Genomic DNA, 21,778 nt, shown 5'->3' on the forward strand with positions numbered 1-21,778 from the left:
ATTTTTTTGGAATTGTTTTTGCTAATATAGCGTAACGTTATTTAAGTTATAAGATGAATAAATAATATTATTCAAATAACAAAGGATGTAAATGCTAAGGAAGCTTGTTTTATGCTGTTTGTATGGAGGTGTGTTGTTTGCTGCCGGTGCTAAAACGCCTCAAGAAGCTTTTATGAAAGGTATTATTAACGGGCATATTGGAGCTTTTTTTCAGCAATCGACCAAAAAAGATCCTACTTATGGGGATTTGAATATGTCCCTATCTTATGATAGTCAGAGGTTTATGGGGTATAAAGTTGGAGCTAAAGCTTGGCTTGTTCCTAGAATTTATGAGGCAAGAAGTGGTGATTTTAATAGAGCTCAAGAAATATTTGTTTTATCTGATTTATATGCTGATTTTTATAATGAATATGAAAAATTTGGTATTACATTGGGGCGTTATAAAATTGATGAAGAATGGATAACCCATAACACAGAAGGATTGAGTGTTACTTACGATAAGTTAGATAATATCTCTCTTTCTTTTGTATGGGCGCTTAGAAATGCTTATGTAAGAAATTATTATTTGAGTGGATTTAGGAAGATGTTTAATTGGTCAGGCGCGCTTTTGTTTAGCGGGCAAATACAGATTCCAAATGCTCCCATAAAAATTAATCCGTATTTATATATAGCACCGGGAGTTTTTATCTCTCCGGGAATTAAAATAGAGTTGCATTTACCTTTAAAAACAGGAATATATTTTGATGGGCATGTTCATTTGCTTTCTTATGTTGGAAGTGAATCTTATTATGGAAAATTAAATGGAAGTAGTGGCTTGATTTGGGCTGAAGGGTTGATAGGTTGGAATTCTCTGGAGACAGGTCTTGGTTTTGTTTCAGTAGGCGGAGGGACAGGTGCCAATAGAATTGATGCTTTTGGGCAGCATACACGATTTGAACGAACGGTAGGAATGTTTTATGCAAATGCGGTGAGTGCGTATGGTTTTGTCTCTACAAAAATCACAAATTATGCTTCTTTGTATGGAGCTGTTAGGGGGACATTTATTAAAGGAAAGAATATATTAAATTGGGATGCTAGAGTAAATTTTCATCTTCAAAAGGGCGTTGAATTGGGATTAGGGATTTTAGGAATGTTCAATCAGACACAGGCAACCGGTTATTTTGGAGGCACAAAAGATTATCTGATGGGTCGTGGATTTATTCAGTATAGTTTTTGATTTTATTTACTATAATACTGCATTTATGTTTTTAATAAAAGGAGAGTTTATGAGAAAATTTATTTTAGGTTCGATGCTTTCTTGCGCATTTTTTGGCGCAAATCATTTGAATGCTTTGGAAGTAACTGTTGATCCATTTGGTTATTTAGGCGTTTTGTATAATCAGGGAATTGAGTCATCACCACATAGCTATATTGGTCTTAGTGCGAGGGCAGGAGCAAATTTCATGCTTGATAATAACTGGAGTTTAGGACTTGGTGCGATTGGAGCTTGGAGTGTTTTTAGTCATAAAGATGACAATGCCCCTTATAAGAGCAGTGGAGATATTTCAGATGCATATGTAAAATACAATACTCAAAGATTGAAATTTGCCTTAGGAAGATACAACACTGACTTTCTTGAATTTGATTGGATAGCAGGGAATATTCAGGGGGTATCTGTAAAAGTATTTGATTATCATAAGTGGAATTATTGGGGCATGTATATGGACTCCATGCTTTATAATGGTTATCAATATAGTGGCGATCAAGGGAATCGCATTGCTACAGATATGAATGCACTTGCTGCTTATAATCCGACTGCAAAAAAAAGTTATGTGGGTGGGGAAGTTATAGCCGGAGGGGTTGATTATACCTATAAAGGTTTTAGGGTCTCACCTTTTGTGTTGATAGATACTCAATTGCCTACATTGACAAAGGGAGTGCTTGTCCAAGTAGGAGCAAAGGCAGGTTATGCAACAAATTTTGCAAATACTTTTAAATCTACAACTCTTTTGCGTGGAATGTTCCAATATGGAGATACAGATGGATTAGCCGGAGATGATTTGGCAGGGCTTATTTGGATTGATCAAGCATTTAAGCACAAAATTTTTAACTTTGGTGCCGGTTTTTATGCAATCCTTGGGGCAGATGGAAAGGGATCTCTTTGGACATTTAGCGATAGGACCAGATTCTATGGTAGAGGGATTAACTCTCCGGGTGTGCCTGCAACCTATTTTGCCAATTCTACAATAACAGGTTATTTGTTTGGTGGGTTGGAGACCAACAGAGTTAAGGTCGATGCAATGGTTGCTTTTGGGATTTATCAAGAATATTCTTTGATGGCTGATTATAAAGTATGGCAATACCGAAATATGAAATTTAATGCCGGTGGTGGGTATGTTTATTCTTATTCTTCCAAAGCTATGAATTCAATTGGAAGCAGTTCGTTATTGTTTTTTGGAAAATTCTCTTATTGATTTGAAAAAAAATCTTTATAGACGATATAGGGAATGTTTGTATTAAACTTAAATACAGTAAGGACAACAAAATGAAAAGTAAGGTTTTTAAATCAGTAATATTAGCAGGAACCCTTTTAAGCAGTATGAGCGCGACAGATTATGATGTTTTTGGGCATGTCGGAGGGTTTTTCAACAAAGGTTTTGGACAAAACAACAAAATGGTTGATTTCAAAGATGGAAAAAACAAAACTGCTGATTATGCCGGTATCACTGCACAAGTAGGGATTGATGTAGGTTTTGGTGATTTACATATTGGGGCAGCAGGTTGGGGAGCATTTCCGGTATATGGAAATCCGAAGAAAATTGGAGAATTCGATAGCCATAATTATGGTGAAAAAATGTATTCAACTAATTATGGTGATCTTTCTGACTTGTATGTCAAATATGATGGACAGATACAATTAGCTGTAGGTCGTTTTGATAATGAATTTTTAGGTTCTGATTGGATAATAGGGCATACACAAGGTGTTGCTGCTAAATGGGATGCCAAATATTTTAAAGTATGGGCTACATGGGTAAATGATTATACTACTTATGGTTACCAACCCAATCGTTTTGGTTCTGAATTGAGCAGTTATTCTCGCTATTCTTCTAGTTTTAATAAATTTAGTATTGGCAAGAATGATTTATTTGGAGGGGGAATTAATGTTGATTTGGGGATATTGAAGATTGATCCATTTGTTCATTATTGGCTAGGTGTTGATGATAACCATTCGATGATTCAAGCAGGAACAAAAGTTGCCTTAGAATTAGGGAGTGATAATGGCATCAAGTCTATTACTTCAGTGAGATTTTTATGGCAAAATATATTTGGCATTGACAAAGATGATACGGTGTTGCTATGGGGAGATGAAGAACTCCGATTCAATAATATGTTTAAAGTAGGCGCCGGTTGGTATATGACAGGGAAAAACAACAGCATTTATGCCATCAACGATAAATCCAGATTCTATGGTTGGAGATATTTGACAGGAAACTCTGATAATTACTATTTTTCCGGAAATGCAAGCAGTTGGTATGCTTTTGCAGGTTTGCAAACAGATATAATCAATTTTGATTTGCTTTATGCAGACGGTAATTATAATGAATTTTCTGCCATCATATCTTGGAATGTTTTTGAGTTAAAAGATATGTTGGGACTTCAAATTGGTGGGGGTTATGTGAGCAATGGTTTCCAAAGCAAAGCAAAACAACAAAATAATGCTGTTATTTTTGCCAAATTATCCTTCTAAAACCTTCAAAACTAGACTATAAAGTCTAGTTTTATTCCTCAAGATACAATCATTATAAAATGAAAAATCTTTGTTTTTTAATATTTTTCTCAATTAATTTTAGTTTTTTAGATTGTTTTAAAAGAGTTTATTGATTGTATCGTGTCTTGAAATTTTCTTTTTTTAACTTATTTTAATACCCATTATATTAATTTCATTGATGAATATTTGATACTAATAGTCTCACCTTATTTGGACAATTTCTAAATATGGATTTTTAAAAGGCTATCGACTATCAAAGAAGTTACTTGAGGTTTTTAGCCGGCTATTTTAATATTCAAATATAGTTTATATTGTTTTGCTGAGTAAATTATTTAAATATTTTTAATCATAAAGCTATAATATGATTATTTTTTCAACCTCAATCGATTTTATTATCATTATCTTTGGGCTATTTCTATTTTTCTATCACATTTTTCTATAGTGCTTAGTCTGTGAGCGATAATAAGGAGTGTCTTATCTTCTGCTATTTTGTAGATTTCGTCCATAATTTTTGTTTCTGTTTGTGTATCTAAGGCGGAAGTAGCCTCATCAAGGACGAGAATTTCCGGATTGTCATAAATAGCCCTAGCGATACCAATACGTTGTTTTTGACCTCCGCTAAGTTTGATACCTCCATCACCCACTAAAGTATTTAAGCCTTCATTTTGTTTTAAAAAGTCATAAATATTTGCCATTTTGCAAGCCCAAACAAGTTTGTCTTGGTTAATTTGACTTCCAAAGGCTATATTTTCTGCGACTGTGCCATCAAAAAGATAAATATTTTGGGGGATATAGCCGATTTTTTTTCGCCAAGATTTGATATTTTCATCTGTGAGTTTTGTTTCATCAATAAATATTTCACCCTCTGTAGGCTGATAAATTCCAATAATAATATCGACTAAAGTTGATTTTCCTGCCCCACTAGGACCTACAAAAGCAATTTTTTCACCTTTTTGGATAGTAAGATTAAGGTTTTTGAGAATAGATTTATTTTTTATATAATTGAAAGTTATATTTTGGAGTCTTATTGTGTGTTTGAATGCAATAGGTTGGTAATTTTGAGGTTTGGTTTGATAAATAAGATCATTATAAACACTTTCAAGAGCCTTGTGGTTGAAATTCATCATCCCATAACTAGACATAATTTTGTTGATAGAAGGTAAGATTCTATAAAGGGCTAGGGCATACATAGATATAATTGGCAAAACAGCATTAGCATCGTTGTATCGATAGAGAATATAAGCTACGCAGCTAATCAGAATAGAAAATCCAACAGTCTCTAAAATATTTTTAGGTAAAATATTGAGTGTTTGATAAATGATTTGTGTATCTGCTTTTTTTTTGCTTGTTTCATCAAAATTTTTATAGATTTCATCTTCATTGCCCTTAAGCTTAATAATTTTAAAATTACCAAAAGTTTTTGAAATAATTTTTAAAAACTTTTCTTCCATTTGGATTCGGATAGCCCCTTGTTTTTTGATAATTTTAGTAATACTTTTTGTGATAAATAAAACTTTGATACTTAAAATAAAACTTAAAACAATTGTCATTTTCCAACTAACCAACAATAAAAGAGTATAAAGAAGCAAAATAGTAAAAACCTCTGAAAATAACATCAAGAGATGCTGGAAGTATTGAGAAGCATTGAGGGATTCTTGAAGAATATTATTGCGAATTTTGTCCATATTGCGATTTGTAAAATCAAGATAGCTTAAGTCCATGGTTTTACAAAAGAGTTTATAGGAAAAATAATGGTATTTTCTAAGGGCGAAATGATTAAGTGCATAAGTATAGGCAATATTATAAAAAGCTCTAAAAATATAAAAAATAATTAATATAAAACTAAAAGTCATCATAAAACTTAAGGTCGAATGAAAATTAAAAAAATCATAAATTATTTTTGATATTTTATTTTCAGAAATAAGATTGGGATTGCTGGCAAAAGTAATAAAAGGCATAATGACACTAATTCCAAAAGTCTCAATAACAGATAAAAAAATTGTAGCAAATAATAAAATAAGCAGTATAATTTTATCTTTTTTTGTGATTAAGCGACGAAGCTTATTGATATCGCCCAAGAAACTATTATTTTTGATAAACATTTTTATACCATTGATAAACTTTTTGGATACCTTGCTCTAGGGTGATTGAGGGTTTCCAACCAAAAGAATTGAGTTTGGAAGTATCTAGAAGCTTTTGATAAGTGCCATCAGGTTTGGTGGTATCATAAACAATATTTCCTTTAAAATCCACTACTTCTTTAATGAGAACAGCTAATTGGGCAATGCTAATATCACTTCCATAACCTATATTAATATGAGTGTTACGTATTTCTTGAGTATTTTTTATCAAATCTTTAAAATCAATATTTTCCATTATATAAATACAAGCTTCTGCCATATCCTCGCTATAAAGAAATTCTCTTCTGGGCTTGCCGCTTCCCCACACGCTTACAGAATCCATATTCTTGAGCTTTGCTTCATGAAACTTTCTCATAAGGGCCGGCAATACATGAGAGGTAGTTAAATCAAAATTATCATTTTCTCCATAAAGATTAGTGGGCATTACAGAGAGAAAATTGCAACCATATTGCATATTAAATGCTTCACACATTTTAAGACCGGCTATTTTAGCGATAGCATAAGGTTCATTAGTATATTCTAACTGACTACTTAGTAAAGATGATTCTTTCAGAGGTTGTGGCGCATTTTTGGGATAAATACAGCTAGATCCTAAAAATAATAGTTTTTTGACTCCATATTGATGGGCATGATAAATAACATTGTTTTGAATAGCCAAGTTTTGATAGATAAAATCAGCTCGATAAGTGTTGTTTGCAACTATTCCTCCAACTTTGGCTGCGGCTAAAAATACGTATTGAGGCTTTTCTTGTTTGAAAAAATTATTTACTTGTCCAAAATCACTTAAATCTAATTGATGGTGGGATTTTGCAATGAGACATTTATAATCTTTTTGTTTCAAAGCTTTCATAATTGCTGAACCTACTAATCCGGTGTGTCCGGCGATAAAAATTTTGGAATTTTGATCCATTTTTGTTTGTCCTTGATATTTTGTCAATTTTATTCAAAATAACTTAGAATTTCATAACCACCTTCTTGTAAATACTTATCTTTTTGCACAAGTTTAAGGTCTGCTTGCATCATATCTTGAATGAGACTTTTTAAATCGTATTCAGGTATCCATCCAAGTTCTTCTCTTGCTTTGGTGGCATCCCCTATGAGAAGCTCTACTTCTGTGGGTCGAAAATAACGTGTATCAACGCTGATAACTTCTTTTCCAATGGGCAGTTTAAAATATTCATTCTCACATTTTGTAATATAGCCTTTTTCCTCGATTCCCTCTCCGCGAAACTCAACACTTATGCCTACTTCCAAGAATGCCATTTTAACAAATTCACGTACTTCTGTGGTAACTCCTGTGGCAATGACCCAATCTTGTGGTTCTTTAGCTTGTAAAATCATCCACATCATTCGGACATAATCTTTAGCATGTCCCCAATCCCTTTTGGCTGAAAGATTTCCCAAATAAAGTTTATTTTGAAGTCCAAGTGCTATTTTTGCCACACCTCTTGTAATTTTTCGTGTTACAAAAGTTTCTCCACGAATAGGGCTTTCATGATTGAATAAAATTCCATTGCTGGCAAAAATATTATAAGCCTCACGATAATTAGTTGTAATCCAGTAAGCATAAAGTTTGGCGCACGCATATGGGGATCTCGGATAAAATGGTGTTGTTTCTTTTTGAGGGATTTCTTGGACTTTGCCAAAAAGCTCGCTTGTTGAAGCCTGATAAATTCTGGTTTTTTGTGTTAAACCCAATAATCTCACTGCCTCAAGTATTCTAAGAGTCCCTATTCCATCAGCATTTGCGGTGTATTCAGGTGTTTCAAATGAGACAGCTACATGACTCATGGCTGCAAGGTTATAGATTTCATCAGGTTGGATTTCTTGAATAATCCTTGTTAGATTCATTGAGTCTGTCATATCTCCATAATGAAGAATGAAATCTCGATTTGTGATATGGGGATCTTGATAGAGATGATCAATGCGATCGGTATTAAAAAGAGAACTCCTACGTTTGATACCATGAACAACATAACCTTTTTTAAGTAAAAATTCTGCCAAATAAGCACCATCTTGTCCTGTGATTCCTGTGATAAGTGCAACTTTCATTTTTGTCCTTCTTGAGAGTTTTGAAGTTTAGAAATTTTATAACAATTTTAACATATTTATTCGGATTTATTTGGAGTATTAGGTAGATTGGAATAAGAATGATTTCTAAGATTTGATTAAAAATATAAAATTTATTTATGAAAAATTAAAGAAAAAAAGAGGGCATAAGCCCTCTTTGAGAAAATGACAAGATAGGGGGAATTACATCATTCCACCCATACCTCCCATTCCACCCATACCTCCCATATCAGGCATAGGAGCAGGTTTATCTTCTTTGATTTCATTAACAGTTGCTTCAGTAGTTAAGAGCAAGCTGGATACAGATACTGCATTTTGGAGTGCAACTCTTGCTACCTTTAAGGGATCAATAATACCGGCTTTAAACATATCTACATATTCACCATTACTGGCATTGAAACCAAAAGCTTCTTTATTTTTTTCTACTTCATTGACAACTACTCCCGCATCATAACCGGCATTCATTGCAATTTGAGCAAGAGGAGCTTTGATAGCTCGTTTGATAATTTCATAACCAATGAGTTCATCGTTGCTGAGTTTGAGATTAACTTTTTGAGCAGCACGGATAAGCGCAGCACCTCCTCCAATTACAATACCTTCTTCTACAGCAGCTTTTGTGGCTGAGAGGGCATCATCAACTCTGTCTTTTTTCTCTTTCATTTCAACTTCAGAAGCAGCGCCTACTTTGATAACAGCAACACCACCACTTAGTTTGGCAAGTCTTTCTTGTAATTTTTCTTTGTCATAATCACTTGTAGTGGCTTCAATTTGTGTTTTGATTTGAGCAATCCTATCTTTGACATCGCTAGATTTACCTTTGCCATCAACGATAGTTGTGTTGTCTTTATCAATCACAATTCTAGCTGCTTGACCTAAGTCGCTAACTTCTGCATTTTCTAGAGTTTTGCCAAGTTCTTCAGAAATAACTTGACCACCTGTTAAAACAGCAATATCTTTAAGCATTTCTTTTCTTCTATCGCCAAATCCGGGAGCTTTAACTGCTGCTACATTGAGTACACCTCTAAGTTTATTAACTACTAAGGTTGTAAGGGCTTCACCTTCAATATCTTCGGCTATAATCAATAAGGGCTTACCTCCTTTCATTGTAGCTTCTAATAAAGGTAGAATATCTTTCATGCTTGAAATTTTTTTATCTGTCAAAAGCACATAAGCACTTTCAAGTTGTGTGGTCATTTTGTCAGCATTGGTAACAAAATAAGGCGATAGATAACCTCTATCAAATTGCATTCCTTCCACTACGCTCAGTTCATCATTAATGCCTTTGGCTTCTTCTACGGTAATGACACCATCTTTACCTACCTTTTCCATTGCCTCAGCAATGAGATTGCCAATTTTTTCATCAGAATTTGCAGAAATAGTGGCTACTTGAGCAATATCTCCTTTGCCTCCTATTTTTTTGCTTGCTTTTTTAAGTTCTGCAATAATGGCTTCGCTTGCTTTGTCCATACCTTTTTTGACTTCAATAGGATTAGCTCCTGCTGTAATATTTCTTAAGCCTTCTTTGAAAATACTATAAGCCAAAACAGTAGCTGTTGTTGTTCCATCACCGGCAGCATCTGCTGTTTTGCTAGCCACTTCTTTTACGAGTTGTGCTCCCATATTTGCAATAGGATCAGCTAACTCAATTTCTTTTGCAACACTCACACCATCTTTTGTGATCGCAGGAGCGCCATAACTTTTTTGAATCAAAACATTTCGACCTCTAGGACCCATTGTTACTTTTACTGCATCATTAAGCTGCTTTACACCTTCATAAAGTTTGTTTCTTGCTGCATCTGAAAATTTAATTTCTTTACTTGCCATTTTTTACTCCTTTGGATTTAAGTTGAATTATTTACTCAAAACGCCTAGAACATCTTCCAGGTCTAAAACAATATATTCTTTATTGTCAAGCTTGATCTCTGTACCTTTGTATTTTCCAAAAACAATAGTGTCTCCTTCTGAAACACATTTGCATTCATCAGAAACTTTTTTACTGATTGCCTTAATTTTGCCCATCAAAGGTTTTTCCTTTGCATTATCAGGAATAATAATTCCGGAACTTGTTTTGCTTTCTTCTTCTAATCTTTCGACTAGAATTCTCTGACCTAATGGTTTGAATTTCATTGTTTCTCCTTGATTTCAAGTTTAATTTTAGAAAATTAGCACTTAAAAAATTTAAGTGCCATAATTATATTAGATTTTAATAAACAAGTCAATATATTTATGCTCAATATATCAAAATATATTAGTCATATAGACTAAATATTAATATATGTATTCTTTATAAGTTTTTGATAAATTGGCATTGAAACAAGCTTATTTAAGGGTTATCATAAAATTATTCAGATAAAATATGAAGAATAAAAATTTCAAGGAAATAAATGATTACGCAAACCTCTATTGAGGGGTTAAAACAAGTCATTGATATTGTAGATGTGATAAGTTCTTATGTAGATCTTAAAAAAGTAGGGAGCAATTTTAATGCCTGCTGCCCCTTTCATGATGAAAAAACCCCAAGTTTTGTGGTAAATCGCTCAAAAGGTCTTTATCATTGTTATGGCTGTGGGGTAGGTGGAGACGCAATAAAATTTGTAATGGAATATGAAAAATTAGGTTTTATTGAGGCGGTCGAAAAAATTGCGGATATGTCTAATTTTTCTCTTGAATATGAAAAAAATACACTTGGAAAAAAAAATGATTCAAAGCTTTTAGAAGAGATAACAAAATTCTATCAAAAACAATTAGTATTCCAACCTCATTATAAAGATTATTTGTTGCAAAGGGGAGTAAGCGGGTCTTCTATAGAAAAATTTGAATTAGGATTTTGTGGGGCAAGTTTTGAAATAATAAAATTCATAGAGAATAATCAGCTTGATATGAAAGAACTTATAGAATTGGGGGTGCTTGGACAGGATAATACGCGTATTTATGCCAGATTTTCTGAACGTATTATTTTTCCTATTCATTCTCCTAACGGAAAAGTGGTTGGATTTGGTGGGAGAACACTTAAAGAAGGGCTTGCAAAATATATTAATTCTCCTCAAAGCAAGCAATTCAATAAATCAAAACTTTTATATGGCTATCATCTTGCCAAAGAACATATTTATAAATACAATCAAATTATTATAGCTGAGGGATATCTGGATGTGATTATGCTTCATCAAGCAGGGTTTAATACTGCAGTTGCCACACTTGGAACAGCTCTTACTCATGAACATTTGCCTTTGCTTAATAAGGGAAATCCGAAGATAATTTTGAGTTATGATGGGGATAAGGCCGGAATCAATGCTGCTTTTAAAGCTTCTGCAATGCTTGCCAAAGCCAGCAAAGCCGGGGGAGTAGTAATTTTTGATGGTGGGCTAGATCCTGCAGATATGGTTATGGGCAAAAAAACTGACACATTAGAATCACTTTTTATTTCTCCTATGCCTTTTATAGAATTTGTATTCAGACAAATTGCCTTAAAATATAACCTAAGTAATCCCCTTGAGAAAGAAATTGCCCTCAAGGAATCTGCAGATTTTTTGCACACTCTTACTCCGTTGCTTCAAGAAGAATATTGTGGGTTTATAGCTGAAATTTTAAAAATTCCATTGAATTTGATTGCCCCTAAGTATCAAGGTAGCAAAAAAAATTATCCCAAAAATATCGTTTATACCCCCACAAGTAATATTTCTGATAAGCTTGAAAGTCTTATTATTAAATATATTTTAGAAGATAGAAGCTTATTAGATAAAGCAGTTGAATATATTGATGAAAGTGTTTTTCAATATAGGGCAAAAGAATTTGATGCAATTTGTCGAGGGGATTTTGAAGATCCTGCATTGATTGGAATTGCGCTTGATGAAGGATTGTTGTTGTGTGATGGAGGATTTGAAGCAGAGCTTTTAACGCTTATTCTCAGGCATAAGCAAAATCAACTTGAAAAAATAATCCATCACCATAGTTTTAGTTTTGAAGAAAAAAGTTTTAAAATCAGAAAAATCAAAGATGAAATAATAAGATTAAAAAAAGGAGAATTAATAGCTATATGAAAAAAGCATTGGCATTGTTTAGTGGAGGACTTGATAGCATGATTAGCATGAAACTACTCAAAGATCAAGGGATTGAAGTAGTGGCACTTCATTTTAATATAGGTTTTGGAGGAAATCGTGATAAATTAGAATATCTCAAGAATGCTACAGCGCAAGTGGGGGTAGAGCTTAAAATTTGCGATATTGCAGAGCAGTTTTTTCATCAAGTGCTTTTTAAGCCTAAATATGGATATGGAAGATTCTTTAATCCTTGTATTGATTGTCATGCCAATATGTTTAGACATGCTTTTTATCAACTTTTGGAATTGAAGGCTGATTTTGTAATCAGTGGAGAAGTAATTGGTCAAAGACCCAAAAGTCAAAGGAGAGAAGCCTTGGATCAAGTTAGAAAACTTGTTAGAAACATAGGGGAAGATTCTTTGTTTGATGATATATTAAGTCGTGATAAAAGCGATCAATCAAAACCTCAATATCTGGATGAATTGGTTTTGCGTCCTATGAGTGCAAAACTTTTAGAACCTACGTTTCCTGAAAAAATAGGTTGGGTAAATAGAGAAAAACTACTTGAGATTCATGGCAGAGGAAGAACCGGGCAACTTTCCATGTGTGAGGCATATGGTTGGAAATATTATGAAAAACCCGGCGGGGGATGTTTGCTTACAGATTTGAGTGTAAGTTTGAAACTTAAGGATTTAAGCGCACATCGTCAAATGGTTATTGAAGATAATGCAATTGTAAAAGTTGGGCGTTATATGGTGTTGGAAAATAATGCCAGATGTGTAATAGCAAGAAATGAAGAAGAAAATTGCAAATTGGATTTACCTCATCCAATGATGGATAAAATCATGTTGCTTGATTGTATAGGTCCTATCGGATTGATAGAAAAAACTGCAAGTAAAGAAGATAAAATCTTGGCTGCGAGGATTGTATTGGGATATGGGAAAAGTCAGAAAAATCAAAAATATCATGTGCGAGTAGGGAGCGAAGAAATGGAACTTAATCCCTATGACAGGGAAATGGCAAGGAAATTTTTATTCTTTAAATAAAACTTTTAGATAGAAAGTATCTATCTAAAAGAGAGCCATTTAATCAAGCTCTGTTTTTTTGGGTAAAAAGAAAGTAGCAAACAAGCAAATAAGCAGCATGATAATTACATAAACATAAAAACTGCTTTCTAATCCATGACTTTTAAATTCCAAAGCAACATAAGGCGCAGTCCCTCCAAAAAGTGTATTAGAAATGGCATAGGCAAATCCGGTTCCAAGCGCTCTGACTTGCACAGGGAAAAGTTCTGCTTTGATAATGCCTGCAACAGCAGTATAACAACTCAAAATAATAAGAGATAGGGTTACGATTAAAAATGCTATATATGGACTTTGTGCATGTGCCAAAGTGTTTAAAATTGGGTATGTGCAAATCACTCCCAATATTCCAAAAATCATCAATAAATTTTTGCGTCCTATTTTATCACCAATAGCGCCAAAAATAGGCTGGCAAATCACATAACAAAATAATGATGCCAGCATAATATAATTTGAAGTTTGTGAAGCAAATCCTGTGGTGTTGATCATAAAAGTTTTAGAATATGTAGTAAAAGTATAAAAACATAAAGAACCCCCGGCAGTAAATCCCAATACCAACAAAAAGGACTTTTTGTATTTCCACAATTCTTTAAAAGTACCTCTATCTTTATGTTTATGGCTATCTTGGGTTGTATCATACATTTTTCTTCTGGCTATCAAAGAAAGCAATGCCAAAACCCCTCCAACTGCAAAAAGTATTCTCCAAGCATAGTCTCCAAGCTCTTGTTGGGTAAAAATCATTTCCATAATAACAGCAGAAAACACCGCAAGGAGTTGCCCACCAATAAGAGTAACATATTGGAAAGAAGAATAAAACCCTCTGCGTCCTTTATTCCCAAGTTCAGAAAGATAGGTCGCAGCAATCCCATATTCGCCTCCCACGCTCAGACCTTGAATCAATCTGGCAATAAGTAAAAAGATAATAGCCGCATCCCCTACGCTATTTTTGGTAGGCAAGATAGCAATCAAAAAAGATCCTGCAGCCATAAGAATAATGGAATAAACCATAGATTTTTTACGACCAATTTTATCAGCTAAAGAACCAAAGAGCCAGCTTCCAATAGGGCGCATCAAAAACCCAAGCGCAAACACAGCAAATGTTGAAATAAGCGCTATTGTGGGATTATTGGAATGGGAAAATTGATGAGCAAAGTAATGAGCAGTAAAAGCATAGATATAAAAATCATACCATTCTACAAGATTTCCTGAAGATGCTGCAATGATAGAAGTAATTTTTTGTCTGGTGGTGAGTGTTGTTAGAGTCATAAGAACCTTTCATTAAGTTTTTTTGTTTCTGTTTGTCGGATTATTATTTCATAGAAAATATTTTTAAGAGATGAAATTTTCTCCCCTTTGCGAATTTTGTAATATTGATGCTACTAAAAGTAATTATTAAAACCTTAGTCATAAATTCAATCACGGAAGTGTCGCAAAATTTTTTAAAATTTGGAGACCATCATAATGCGATTTTTCCGGATGAGGTTGCAGACCAAGTATATTTTCTTTGCCGATAATAGCCGGAAATGTATATCCATAAACGCATTCAGCTAATATATTATCTCTATTATCGCAACATACATGGTAGCTGTGAACAAAATAAAGATAAGCTTTTTGTTTTATATTTTTCAGTAAATGATGTTGCTCGCCTTTTGGAGTGATAAGACATTGATTCCAACCCATATGTGGGATTTTGATCGCAGAAGTAGCAGTTTCAAATTTAATCACTTCACCCTTAATGAGTCCCAAACCTTGATATTCTCCAAATTCATAACTTTTTTCAAATAGAAGTTGCATTCCTAAACATATTCCAAGTATATATTTACCACTTTTGACAAATTCCAATATAGCTTCTTTCATGCCCGTTGTCTTAAGGCTTGCTATGGCATCTCCAAAAGCTCCCACTCCCGGAAGAATAAGCTTGTCATAGGATAAAAGTCTGTCAGGATTAGATTCGACTGAGGATTTTGCACCAACAACTTCAAGAGCGTTTTTTACGCTTGCAAGATTACCGATATTATAGTCAATGATTGCGATTGGCATATTCTTCACTTTAATTATATTTGCGATATTATAAAATAAAAAATGCAAGTTTGAATTGGGAAAAAAAGAAAAATGTCCAATAAAATACTTTTTTTAGAAGATGATATTTTACTTTCAGAAATTATTATGGAATTTTTAAGCGAATATCATTTTGAAATTTGGCATTGCGAAAGTGCTTCCGGGGCTTTAGATTTGGCTTATGAACAAAATTTTGATATTTATCTTTTTGATGTAATGATCTTTGGGGGCGATGGTTTTGAGGTGCTAACAAAACTTCGTAATATGGGCAAGACTACCCCTGCAATTTTTATTACTTCACTTTCAAGCATGCAAGATTTAGAGCAAGGTTTTGGAAGTGGTTGTGATGATTATATCCGCAAGCCTTTCGAGCTTGAGGAACTTTTACTTCGCATTAATGTTCTTCTTAAAAGAAATTTTGCACATAGAAATGGAGACTTTGAGGATTTTGGAAATGGAGTAAAATTTGAATTTTGCACAAAAAATATTTATCATGAAGGAGAATTAATTTTTTTGCCCAAAAAAGAAATTATGCTTTTAAGTATTTTTCTTCAAAAACCCAATCAATTTATTTCTCAACAAGAAATTTTTGATGTTCTGTGGAATTATGATGAAGAACCTAGCGATATGAGTTTGCGTGTTTATATTAAAAATTTACGCACTTTAATTGGTAAGGATAAAATTATCAATCAAAGAGGGAATGGCTATTGTTATGTCAGATAACAAAGAAAAATCCGTCATTATTAAAATTCTCTCACTCTATCTGATTACAACTGCTATTTTTTTGATTGTTTTATTTGGTCTTTACTATGATAGGGGATACAACATCATTATTCACGAAAAAACAAATGATTTACGTGAGGATTATGGAGTGCTTGTTAGGTTGATTGACAAGACAGGGAGTTTTGATGAAAAAGTGCTCAGAGATCTTCAAATATTGGGCTTAAGCTCACGATTAATGATTTTTGATAAAAAGGGTGATGTTTTATATAATGGGATAAAGGATACTTTGGCTCAAGAATCTTTTCACCAAAAAAATGGTATTTATGTGCAAAAAGGGTACATTATGATGAATTCAAGTTCTCTAAAACACCATAAACACCATAAAAAACCCTTCTATCCATCGCTATCTCCTTCTTTTAAGTATAAAATTATTTTGAAAGGGGCTTCTATTGTTTCTGATATTTGGTGGTTGCGAGTTAAAACAACAGGATTTTTATTATTATGTTTAAGCGGGGTAGGGTTCATTGCATATTTTTTACTTAAAGTTTCTCTTAAGCCCTTAAAAGAGAGGATAGAATTTTTGAATCATTTTATCAAAGATACTACTCATGAGATTAATACTCCCATTAGTGTGATTTTGATGAGTATCCAAAGATTGGAAAAAGAGGAATTTTCATCAAATAATTTTACAAAAATCAATCGAATTGATATTGCTGCTAAAACTCTTGGGAGTATCTATCAAAATCTTATGTTCTATAGTTTTCCTGAAAATAAGAATAGAAGAAATCTGATTGATGTCAAAGAAGTCTTGGAACAAAGGTTAGAGTTTTTTGCTCCTTTGATTGGACAGAAAAATTTACAAATCCAAGCCACGCTTGCCTCTGCTTTTATCAGCGCCAATAAAGAAGGGATAGGATGCATTCTTGATAATCTCTTAAGCAATGCAATTAAATACAATAAAAAAGATGGAAATATTATTATTATGCTCAATAAAGGCAGTTTGTCTATCCAAGATAGTGGGTGTGGGATAGAAACAAATCAAATCCATAGAATTTTTAAGCGTTATACGCGTTATAATACTTCACAAGGTGGATTTGGAATTGGTTTGGCGCTTGTTCAAGAACTCTGCCAATATTACAGTATCCGGATAAAATGCGAGAGTGAAATCGGACTAGGAAGTGTATTTAGGCTAGAATGGTAGGCTAAAATTTTGTTTTTTAGGCATATAACAACTAGGGTTAATATTGATTTTACAACAAACACTATATAATTTTTGAATATTTTTAAAGGAGAATATTTTGGGTAATGTAGAAATTTTAGTTTTAGATTTTGGGAGTCAATTTACCCAACTTATTGCTCGAAGATTGCGAGAATTTGGTATTTATGCCGAGATTGTGCCTTATTTTGAAAAATTTGAAGCAATTCAGATAAGAAGACCAAAGGGAATTATTTTGAGTGGGGGTCCTGCAAGCATATATGAAAAAGATGCTTATAAACCTGATGTGAGGATATTTGAACTTGGCATTCCTATACTTGGGATTTGTTATGGGATGCAATATTTGATGGATTATTTTGGAGGAAAGGTTGAGAGAGCCAATGCACATGAGTATGGTAAGGCAAATTTAGAAATAAAAACTCAGAGTATTTTGTTTGAAGGTTGCAAAAATGGGGCTGTAGTGTGGATGAGTCATGGGGATAGGGTTGTAAAACTTGCAGAAGGGTTTAGTGGGATTGCAGAAAGCAAAAATTCAATCTATGCATGTGTAAGCCATGAAAAATTAAGAATCTATGCAGTGCAGTTTCATCCGGAAGTTGCCCATTCTCAAGAAGGTGGAAAATATTTGTTTAATTTTGCATCTAAAATTTGTGGGGCATCTACAGATTGGAATATGAAAAATTTTGCGCAAAATGAAATTATCAAGCTTAGAGAAAAGATTGCAAATGGAAAAGTTTTGTGCGCAGTCAGCGGGGGAGTAGATTCAAGCGTGGTTGCGACACTTCTTTATCGTGCCATTGGCGATCGCCTTATCCCGGTATTTGTGGATCACGGATTATTAAGAAGTGGCGAGAGAGAAAGTGTTGAGATGATGTTTGCAAAAAATTTAGGCGTACCTCTTATTAGCATAGATGCTAGTGAGTTATTTTTGGGAAGACTCTCCGGAATAAGCGACCCTGAAACTAAGCGTAAAATTATTGGGGAAACTTTTATTGAGGTATTTGAAAAAGAGGCTAAAAAATATAATATTAATGGTGAAATTAAATATCTTGCGCAAGGCACGCTTTATCCCGATGTTATCGAATCAGTGAGTGTAAAAGGACCTTCTAAAACTATCAAATCTCACCATAATGTTGGGGGATTGCCTGAGTGGATGAAATTTGAACTTATTGAACCTTTGCGTGAATTGTTTAAAGATGAAGTGCGCTCTTTAGGGCGCGAGTTGGGAATGCCTGAGGTAATGCTTATGCGCCATCCTTTTCCTGGTCCGGGACTTGCTATTCGTATCATGGGTGAGGTAAATAAAGCAGATTTAAAATTGCTGCGTCAAGCTGATAAGGTTTTTTTAGAAGAACTGCATAAGAGTGGGTTTTATCATAAAGTGTGGCAGGCATTTTGTGTGTTATTGAATGTCAAAAGCGTTGGTGTAATGGGGGATAATCGCACTTATGATAATACTATTTGCATTCGGGTTGTGGAAGCAGTCGATGGAATGAGCGCTACTTTTGCGCATCTTCCCCATGAGTTGCTTGAGAGTATTAGTAATCGTATTATTAATGAAGTTGTAGGCATTAATCGGGTCGTTTATGATATCACTTCCAAACCCCCCGGCACTATTGAATGGGAATGAATTGATGTAAGATTAATTCTATCTCACTCCTTCCGGTGCAGTTATTTGGGGTAGTCAATATTTGAGTAAGAAGGCAACTAATAACAATATATTATTTATCTGCTAAATTATGGAAAAATTGCCAATTACGGGCAAACTTAAAAAGAAAATCCTATCAGCAAAGAAGAATTGAAAAATTATTACGATGGTATTTTGCAAAATAAAAATTATTTAAAATCTTCTCTTTCTTTTGCTTGTTTTTAAGGAGACTGAGACTACCAAGCATATCCATCGTCTTCATCCTTATAAAGGAAAATTTATCCCTCAATTTATAGAATATTTTTTGGATTCTCATAAGGATAGTTTGAAAAAAGAAGTTTATTTCCAAAAAGGCGACATTCTCCTTGATCCTTTTGTGGCAGCGGAATGACATTGGTTGCAGCCAATGAATAGGGAATATTTGGTATAGGGGTTGATTTTTCATTATTTAATATAATATAAATAATGAAAATAAAAGTTTATTGTTATAATCTCAATTTTCAATTTTATTTAAGAAGATTTACTTTAAATGCAATTAAAGCATTTTTTAAAAATTTTGTCAAGTTTTTCTGTAAAAATTTAGTTTAGCTAGCCTTAAGGCTATTCTATCCACAAAACTAATCATAACGCAAATGAATTTTTTAGTGATTTTTTATAGTTTAACTTCTTTAGTTTTTATTTCTAAGTTCATTTATCATTTTATTTTTGAATTCAATCACTTTGGTTTTCATTTTTTAGTTCATCAAATAAATTGAATTTTTGTATCTTGTTTTTAAAAATTTTCTTCGTGTTTTGTTTTCAAATTCATAAACGTTTTTTGCTTTTAAATTCAAAATTTTTTTTGCTCGAAGTTTTATCCAATTTTGCTTTCAAAATTTTTCAAAAAAAATTTCAAAGTCATCAATCAAATCATAAAACTTACATAAACCTTAAGGTGGCTGGAAATGCCTATTTTGATATTGATTTCTACAAGCACCCTGCATAGGGCACTCCAACCAAAAATATATATTTTTTGGGTTATCCTGCACGCTTTAGGATAGTAGATAATATTTCCAAGCTAAAAATAAGCAAAACCATCTACAATAATTGAATTCAAAAATCCAAAAATTTTTTTACAAATTGATTTAAAAAATCTGATCTAAACTCACACACAAAATACAAAAATTCCCAGAAACTTTTGAAAAATTTTTATAGTCTTTCATTTAGAAATTTTTTTCATAATATCTTTAGAAAAATTTTCTCTAAAGCTTTAGGAACTCAATTTATAAAAGAGAATCTTAAAACATCTATTGTGAATGAAAATTTGTTTGAGTTTTCTTTATGAAACAGAGTTTCTATAGATTCCAACAATAATAAGACAAGAAGAATAAATATACTCTTATTGATGTTTCTAATCTTTGGAAATAGATTTCCAACAATTAAATATTATATAAGGGAAAAAAAGAGAATTAAATCTTATTAATATTTAGATATAAGATTTTTAAAATTTTATTGAATATCTAATTCTATATCATCTCAAAGAATATCTAAGAGAATATTAGATCTTATCAGGTTTTTAATTTTTAAATTTCTCTATCAAACTTTTATGATCATTTAAAAAACTAAAATCAATAATTTTATTCATCATTACTTTGATTTTTTGCTAGAATTGGCAAAAAAAGAAAGTAAGAAAAATTAAAATAAATGAGAACCATTACAAAAGTTCCAATGAGGGTTATTACAAAAATTCCTTTAGACTATAAGGTTGATAATGATGAGCCTTTATTTGAATTTGAGCCTATTAAAAGAGTTAGAACTATTACTAATTATGCTAATAACTCAAATTATTCTTTTATATTCTTTAAAAGATTTAAAAATTACAATCCATCAAATGAACTCTCTTTAGACAATCGCAAAAATATTGTTATTAAAAATATTGGTAATCTCAACGCAAAACATTTAAAAAATGTTCTAGATTATGTTTTAAGAAATTCTGAAGATAAAATTGCTATTAATGAATATTTTGAATTTAAAACTTACAAAGAGATCTTGGAAAATTGGCAAGAAAACTTTAGCATGAAAGAATCTGCAAAAGAAGCTATGCACTTAGTCTTTTCTTTAAAAGAAACCCATTCTCAATCTATCATGGAGATTTTAAAACATTCTGTGTATGAAACAATGAGAGCTAATTTGAGTGAATATTCATTTGTTTTGATCCCACATTCTCATCAAAGTAACCCACACATTCACTGCATTATCAATAAGACCAATACTTGGACCGGGAAAAAACTACATTTTGCCAAAAAAAGTGATTGTAGAGATTTTTTCTTCAAACTCAAAGAAGATTTTAAGAATGAAGTTTACTATTTAAGTGGAGGTAAGCTTGATTACAAAAATGATGTTAAATTAAAGTTTAATAATCTCTTTAAAGAGCTTCAGACTCTAAATGAAGAATCTAAAAGCTTTAATCATCAAGGCTTTTATTCTCAAAGTATCAAAGATTTAAACAAGCAACATTTAAAAATCAAAAACAATATTTCAAGTTTAGAATTAAAGATAATGAGACTTTATCAGCATAAAGATTCAAGCAAGAATAATCAAGATAAGTTTCAAAATGACAATTTATTCAGTGAGTTAAGTTCAGAGGATAGAGCTAAAGAGATGAAAATTTTACAAAGTAAAATAGCGATTCATAATAAAAAGCTAAAAGAGATTGAAGAGATTATGAAAAAACTATTAGACTGGGACTCCAACTTCAATAATTTTACAAAATCTTTCAATCTCTTTGAAAAAAAGAAGATTCTATATGATTCTATTATAAAAATGAAGCCTTATGTCTCAAAAACTCTTTTTAAAAATCTTCATCTCTTAGAAAATCAACTCAATCAAGAGAAAAATTATATTCAAGATGGCTTAGAGGAGATCGACAGAGGTTTTGATAAGAATGTTTTTCTGAATGAAAAATCCAATATGTTTGCTTTGAACAAAAAATACCAACAATTAAAGAATTATACTCGTATGTTAAAAGAGTTTCAAACTCAAGATTCCGGCTTTAATCCTAAGGAGGCTTTCAATA

The 21,778-nt window shown here is 32.5% G+C and carries 15 protein-coding genes and 1 pseudogene; 9 read left to right on the plus strand and 7 right to left on the minus strand.

Going from position 1 to position 21,778, the window contains the following annotated elements:
* The first annotated feature begins 91 nt into the window (after positions 1-91).
* The 3 genes from BKH45_RS07800 (at position 92) to BKH45_RS07810 (ending at position 3,727) form a co-directional block, all read left to right on the plus strand.
* Positions 92-1,216, plus strand: coding sequence for an outer membrane family protein (locus BKH45_RS07800; protein ID WP_095274920.1), 1,125 nt, complete (start codon positions 92-94; stop codon positions 1,214-1,216).
* 49 nt (positions 1,217-1,265) lie between these two features.
* Complete coding sequence (locus BKH45_RS07805) at positions 1,266-2,453, plus strand: outer membrane family protein (protein WP_257874538.1); 1,188 nt, start codon at positions 1,266-1,268, stop codon at positions 2,451-2,453.
* Between the two features lie 71 nt (positions 2,454-2,524).
* Complete coding sequence (locus BKH45_RS07810) at positions 2,525-3,727, plus strand: hypothetical protein (protein WP_095274921.1); 1,203 nt, start codon at positions 2,525-2,527, stop codon at positions 3,725-3,727.
* 419 nt (positions 3,728-4,146) lie between these two features.
* Here BKH45_RS07810 and BKH45_RS07815 read toward each other — a convergent pair whose 3' ends face one another.
* The 5 genes and pseudogenes from BKH45_RS07815 to groES form a co-directional block, all read right to left on the minus strand.
* Positions 4,147-5,850: an ABC transporter ATP-binding protein gene (locus BKH45_RS07815; RefSeq protein ID WP_095274922.1), complete on the minus strand. Its 1,704-nt coding sequence runs from the start codon at positions 5,848-5,850 to the stop codon at positions 4,147-4,149.
* Positions 5,834-6,799 (minus strand): GDP-L-fucose synthase, encoded by a 966-nt coding sequence (locus BKH45_RS07820; protein ID WP_095274939.1) that lies wholly within the window; start codon positions 6,797-6,799, stop codon positions 5,834-5,836. The genes BKH45_RS07815 and BKH45_RS07820 overlap by 17 nt, the downstream gene beginning before the upstream one ends.
* Positions 6,800-6,828: 29 nt before the next feature.
* Positions 6,829-7,941: a GDP-mannose 4,6-dehydratase gene (gene gmd / locus BKH45_RS07825; protein WP_095274923.1), complete on the minus strand. Its 1,113-nt coding sequence runs from the start codon at positions 7,939-7,941 to the stop codon at positions 6,829-6,831.
* 201 nt (positions 7,942-8,142) lie between these two features.
* A complete protein-coding gene (gene groL, locus BKH45_RS07830; protein ID WP_095274924.1) occupies positions 8,143-9,783 on the minus strand; it encodes a chaperonin GroEL in 1,641 nt (546 codons plus the stop codon).
* A 33-nt stretch (positions 9,784-9,816) separates the two neighbouring features.
* Positions 9,817-10,086, minus strand: a pseudogene (gene groES / locus BKH45_RS07835) (co-chaperone GroES); the annotation flags it as partial.
* 257 nt (positions 10,087-10,343) lie between these two features.
* On the opposite strand from groES, the gene dnaG reads away from it, so the two are divergent.
* Together dnaG and BKH45_RS07845 are read left to right on the plus strand one after the other, a co-directional pair.
* Positions 10,344-11,996 (plus strand): DNA primase, encoded by a 1,653-nt coding sequence (dnaG, locus tag BKH45_RS07840; RefSeq protein ID WP_095274926.1) that lies wholly within the window; start codon positions 10,344-10,346, stop codon positions 11,994-11,996.
* A complete protein-coding gene (locus BKH45_RS07845) occupies positions 11,993-13,042 on the plus strand; it encodes a 7-cyano-7-deazaguanine synthase (RefSeq protein WP_095274927.1) in 1,050 nt (349 codons plus the stop codon). Before dnaG ends, BKH45_RS07845 begins: the two co-directional genes overlap by 4 nt.
* A gap of 39 nt (positions 13,043-13,081) precedes the next feature.
* On the opposite strand, the gene BKH45_RS07850 is transcribed toward BKH45_RS07845, so the two are convergent.
* Together BKH45_RS07850 and hisH are read right to left on the minus strand one after the other, a co-directional pair.
* Positions 13,082-14,344, minus strand: a complete 1,263-nt coding sequence (locus BKH45_RS07850; RefSeq protein ID WP_095274928.1) for an MFS transporter — start codon at positions 14,342-14,344, stop codon at positions 13,082-13,084.
* A gap of 150 nt (positions 14,345-14,494) precedes the next feature.
* Complete coding sequence (hisH, locus tag BKH45_RS07855; RefSeq protein WP_095274929.1) at positions 14,495-15,118, minus strand: imidazole glycerol phosphate synthase subunit HisH; 624 nt, start codon at positions 15,116-15,118, stop codon at positions 14,495-14,497.
* A gap of 72 nt (positions 15,119-15,190) precedes the next feature.
* Between hisH and BKH45_RS07860 the strand changes: the two genes are divergently transcribed.
* The 4 genes from BKH45_RS07860 to BKH45_RS07885 all read left to right on the plus strand — a co-directional run.
* The gene (locus tag BKH45_RS07860) at positions 15,191-15,859 is read left to right on the plus strand and encodes a response regulator transcription factor (RefSeq protein WP_095274930.1); all 669 of its coding nucleotides are present in this window, start codon (positions 15,191-15,193) and stop codon (positions 15,857-15,859) included.
* Positions 15,837-17,060, plus strand: a complete 1,224-nt coding sequence (locus BKH45_RS07865) for a HAMP domain-containing sensor histidine kinase (protein ID WP_095274931.1) — start codon at positions 15,837-15,839, stop codon at positions 17,058-17,060. The genes BKH45_RS07860 and BKH45_RS07865 overlap by 23 nt, the downstream gene beginning before the upstream one ends.
* Positions 17,061-17,157: 97 nt before the next feature.
* Complete coding sequence (gene guaA / locus BKH45_RS07870) at positions 17,158-18,705, plus strand: glutamine-hydrolyzing GMP synthase (protein WP_095274932.1); 1,548 nt, start codon at positions 17,158-17,160, stop codon at positions 18,703-18,705.
* A 1,701-nt stretch (positions 18,706-20,406) separates the two neighbouring features.
* Positions 20,407-21,778, plus strand: a 1,372-nt coding sequence (locus BKH45_RS07885) for a relaxase/mobilization nuclease domain-containing protein (RefSeq protein WP_095274934.1), incomplete at its 3' end; no start/stop codon positions are given.

Origin of the sequence: Helicobacter sp. 11S03491-1, assembly GCF_002272835.1 — a bacterium.
Lineage (GTDB): Bacteria > Campylobacterota > Campylobacteria > Campylobacterales > Helicobacteraceae > Helicobacter_J.

Bases quoted from the DNA above. Each gene is read 5' to 3' on its own strand.
- BKH45_RS07820 (WP_095274939.1), bottom strand. From the start codon at position 6,799: ATGGATCAAAATTCCAAAATTTTTATCGCCGGACACACCGGATTAGTA.
- groL (WP_095274924.1), bottom strand. From the start codon at position 9,783: ATGGCAAGTAAAGAAATTAAATTTTCAGATGCAGCAAGAAACAAACTT.
- BKH45_RS07865 (WP_095274931.1), top strand. From the start codon at position 15,837: ATGGCTATTGTTATGTCAGATAACAAAGAAAAATCCGTCATTATTAAA.
- BKH45_RS07810 (WP_095274921.1), top strand. From the start codon at position 2,525: ATGAAAAGTAAGGTTTTTAAATCAGTAATATTAGCAGGAACCCTTTTA.
- BKH45_RS07845 (WP_095274927.1), top strand. From the start codon at position 11,993: ATGAAAAAAGCATTGGCATTGTTTAGTGGAGGACTTGATAGCATGATT.
- BKH45_RS07860 (WP_095274930.1), top strand. From the start codon at position 15,191: ATGTCCAATAAAATACTTTTTTTAGAAGATGATATTTTACTTTCAGAA.
- hisH (WP_095274929.1), bottom strand. From the start codon at position 15,118: ATGCCAATCGCAATCATTGACTATAATATCGGTAATCTTGCAAGCGTA.
- dnaG (WP_095274926.1), top strand. From the start codon at position 10,344: ATGATTACGCAAACCTCTATTGAGGGGTTAAAACAAGTCATTGATATT.
- BKH45_RS07815 (WP_095274922.1), bottom strand. From the start codon at position 5,850: ATGTTTATCAAAAATAATAGTTTCTTGGGCGATATCAATAAGCTTCGT.
- BKH45_RS07850 (WP_095274928.1), bottom strand. From the start codon at position 14,344: ATGACTCTAACAACACTCACCACCAGACAAAAAATTACTTCTATCATT.
- gmd (WP_095274923.1), bottom strand. From the start codon at position 7,941: ATGAAAGTTGCACTTATCACAGGAATCACAGGACAAGATGGTGCTTAT.
- BKH45_RS07800 (WP_095274920.1), top strand. From the start codon at position 92: ATGCTAAGGAAGCTTGTTTTATGCTGTTTGTATGGAGGTGTGTTGTTT.
- BKH45_RS07805 (WP_257874538.1), top strand. From the start codon at position 1,266: ATGAGAAAATTTATTTTAGGTTCGATGCTTTCTTGCGCATTTTTTGGC.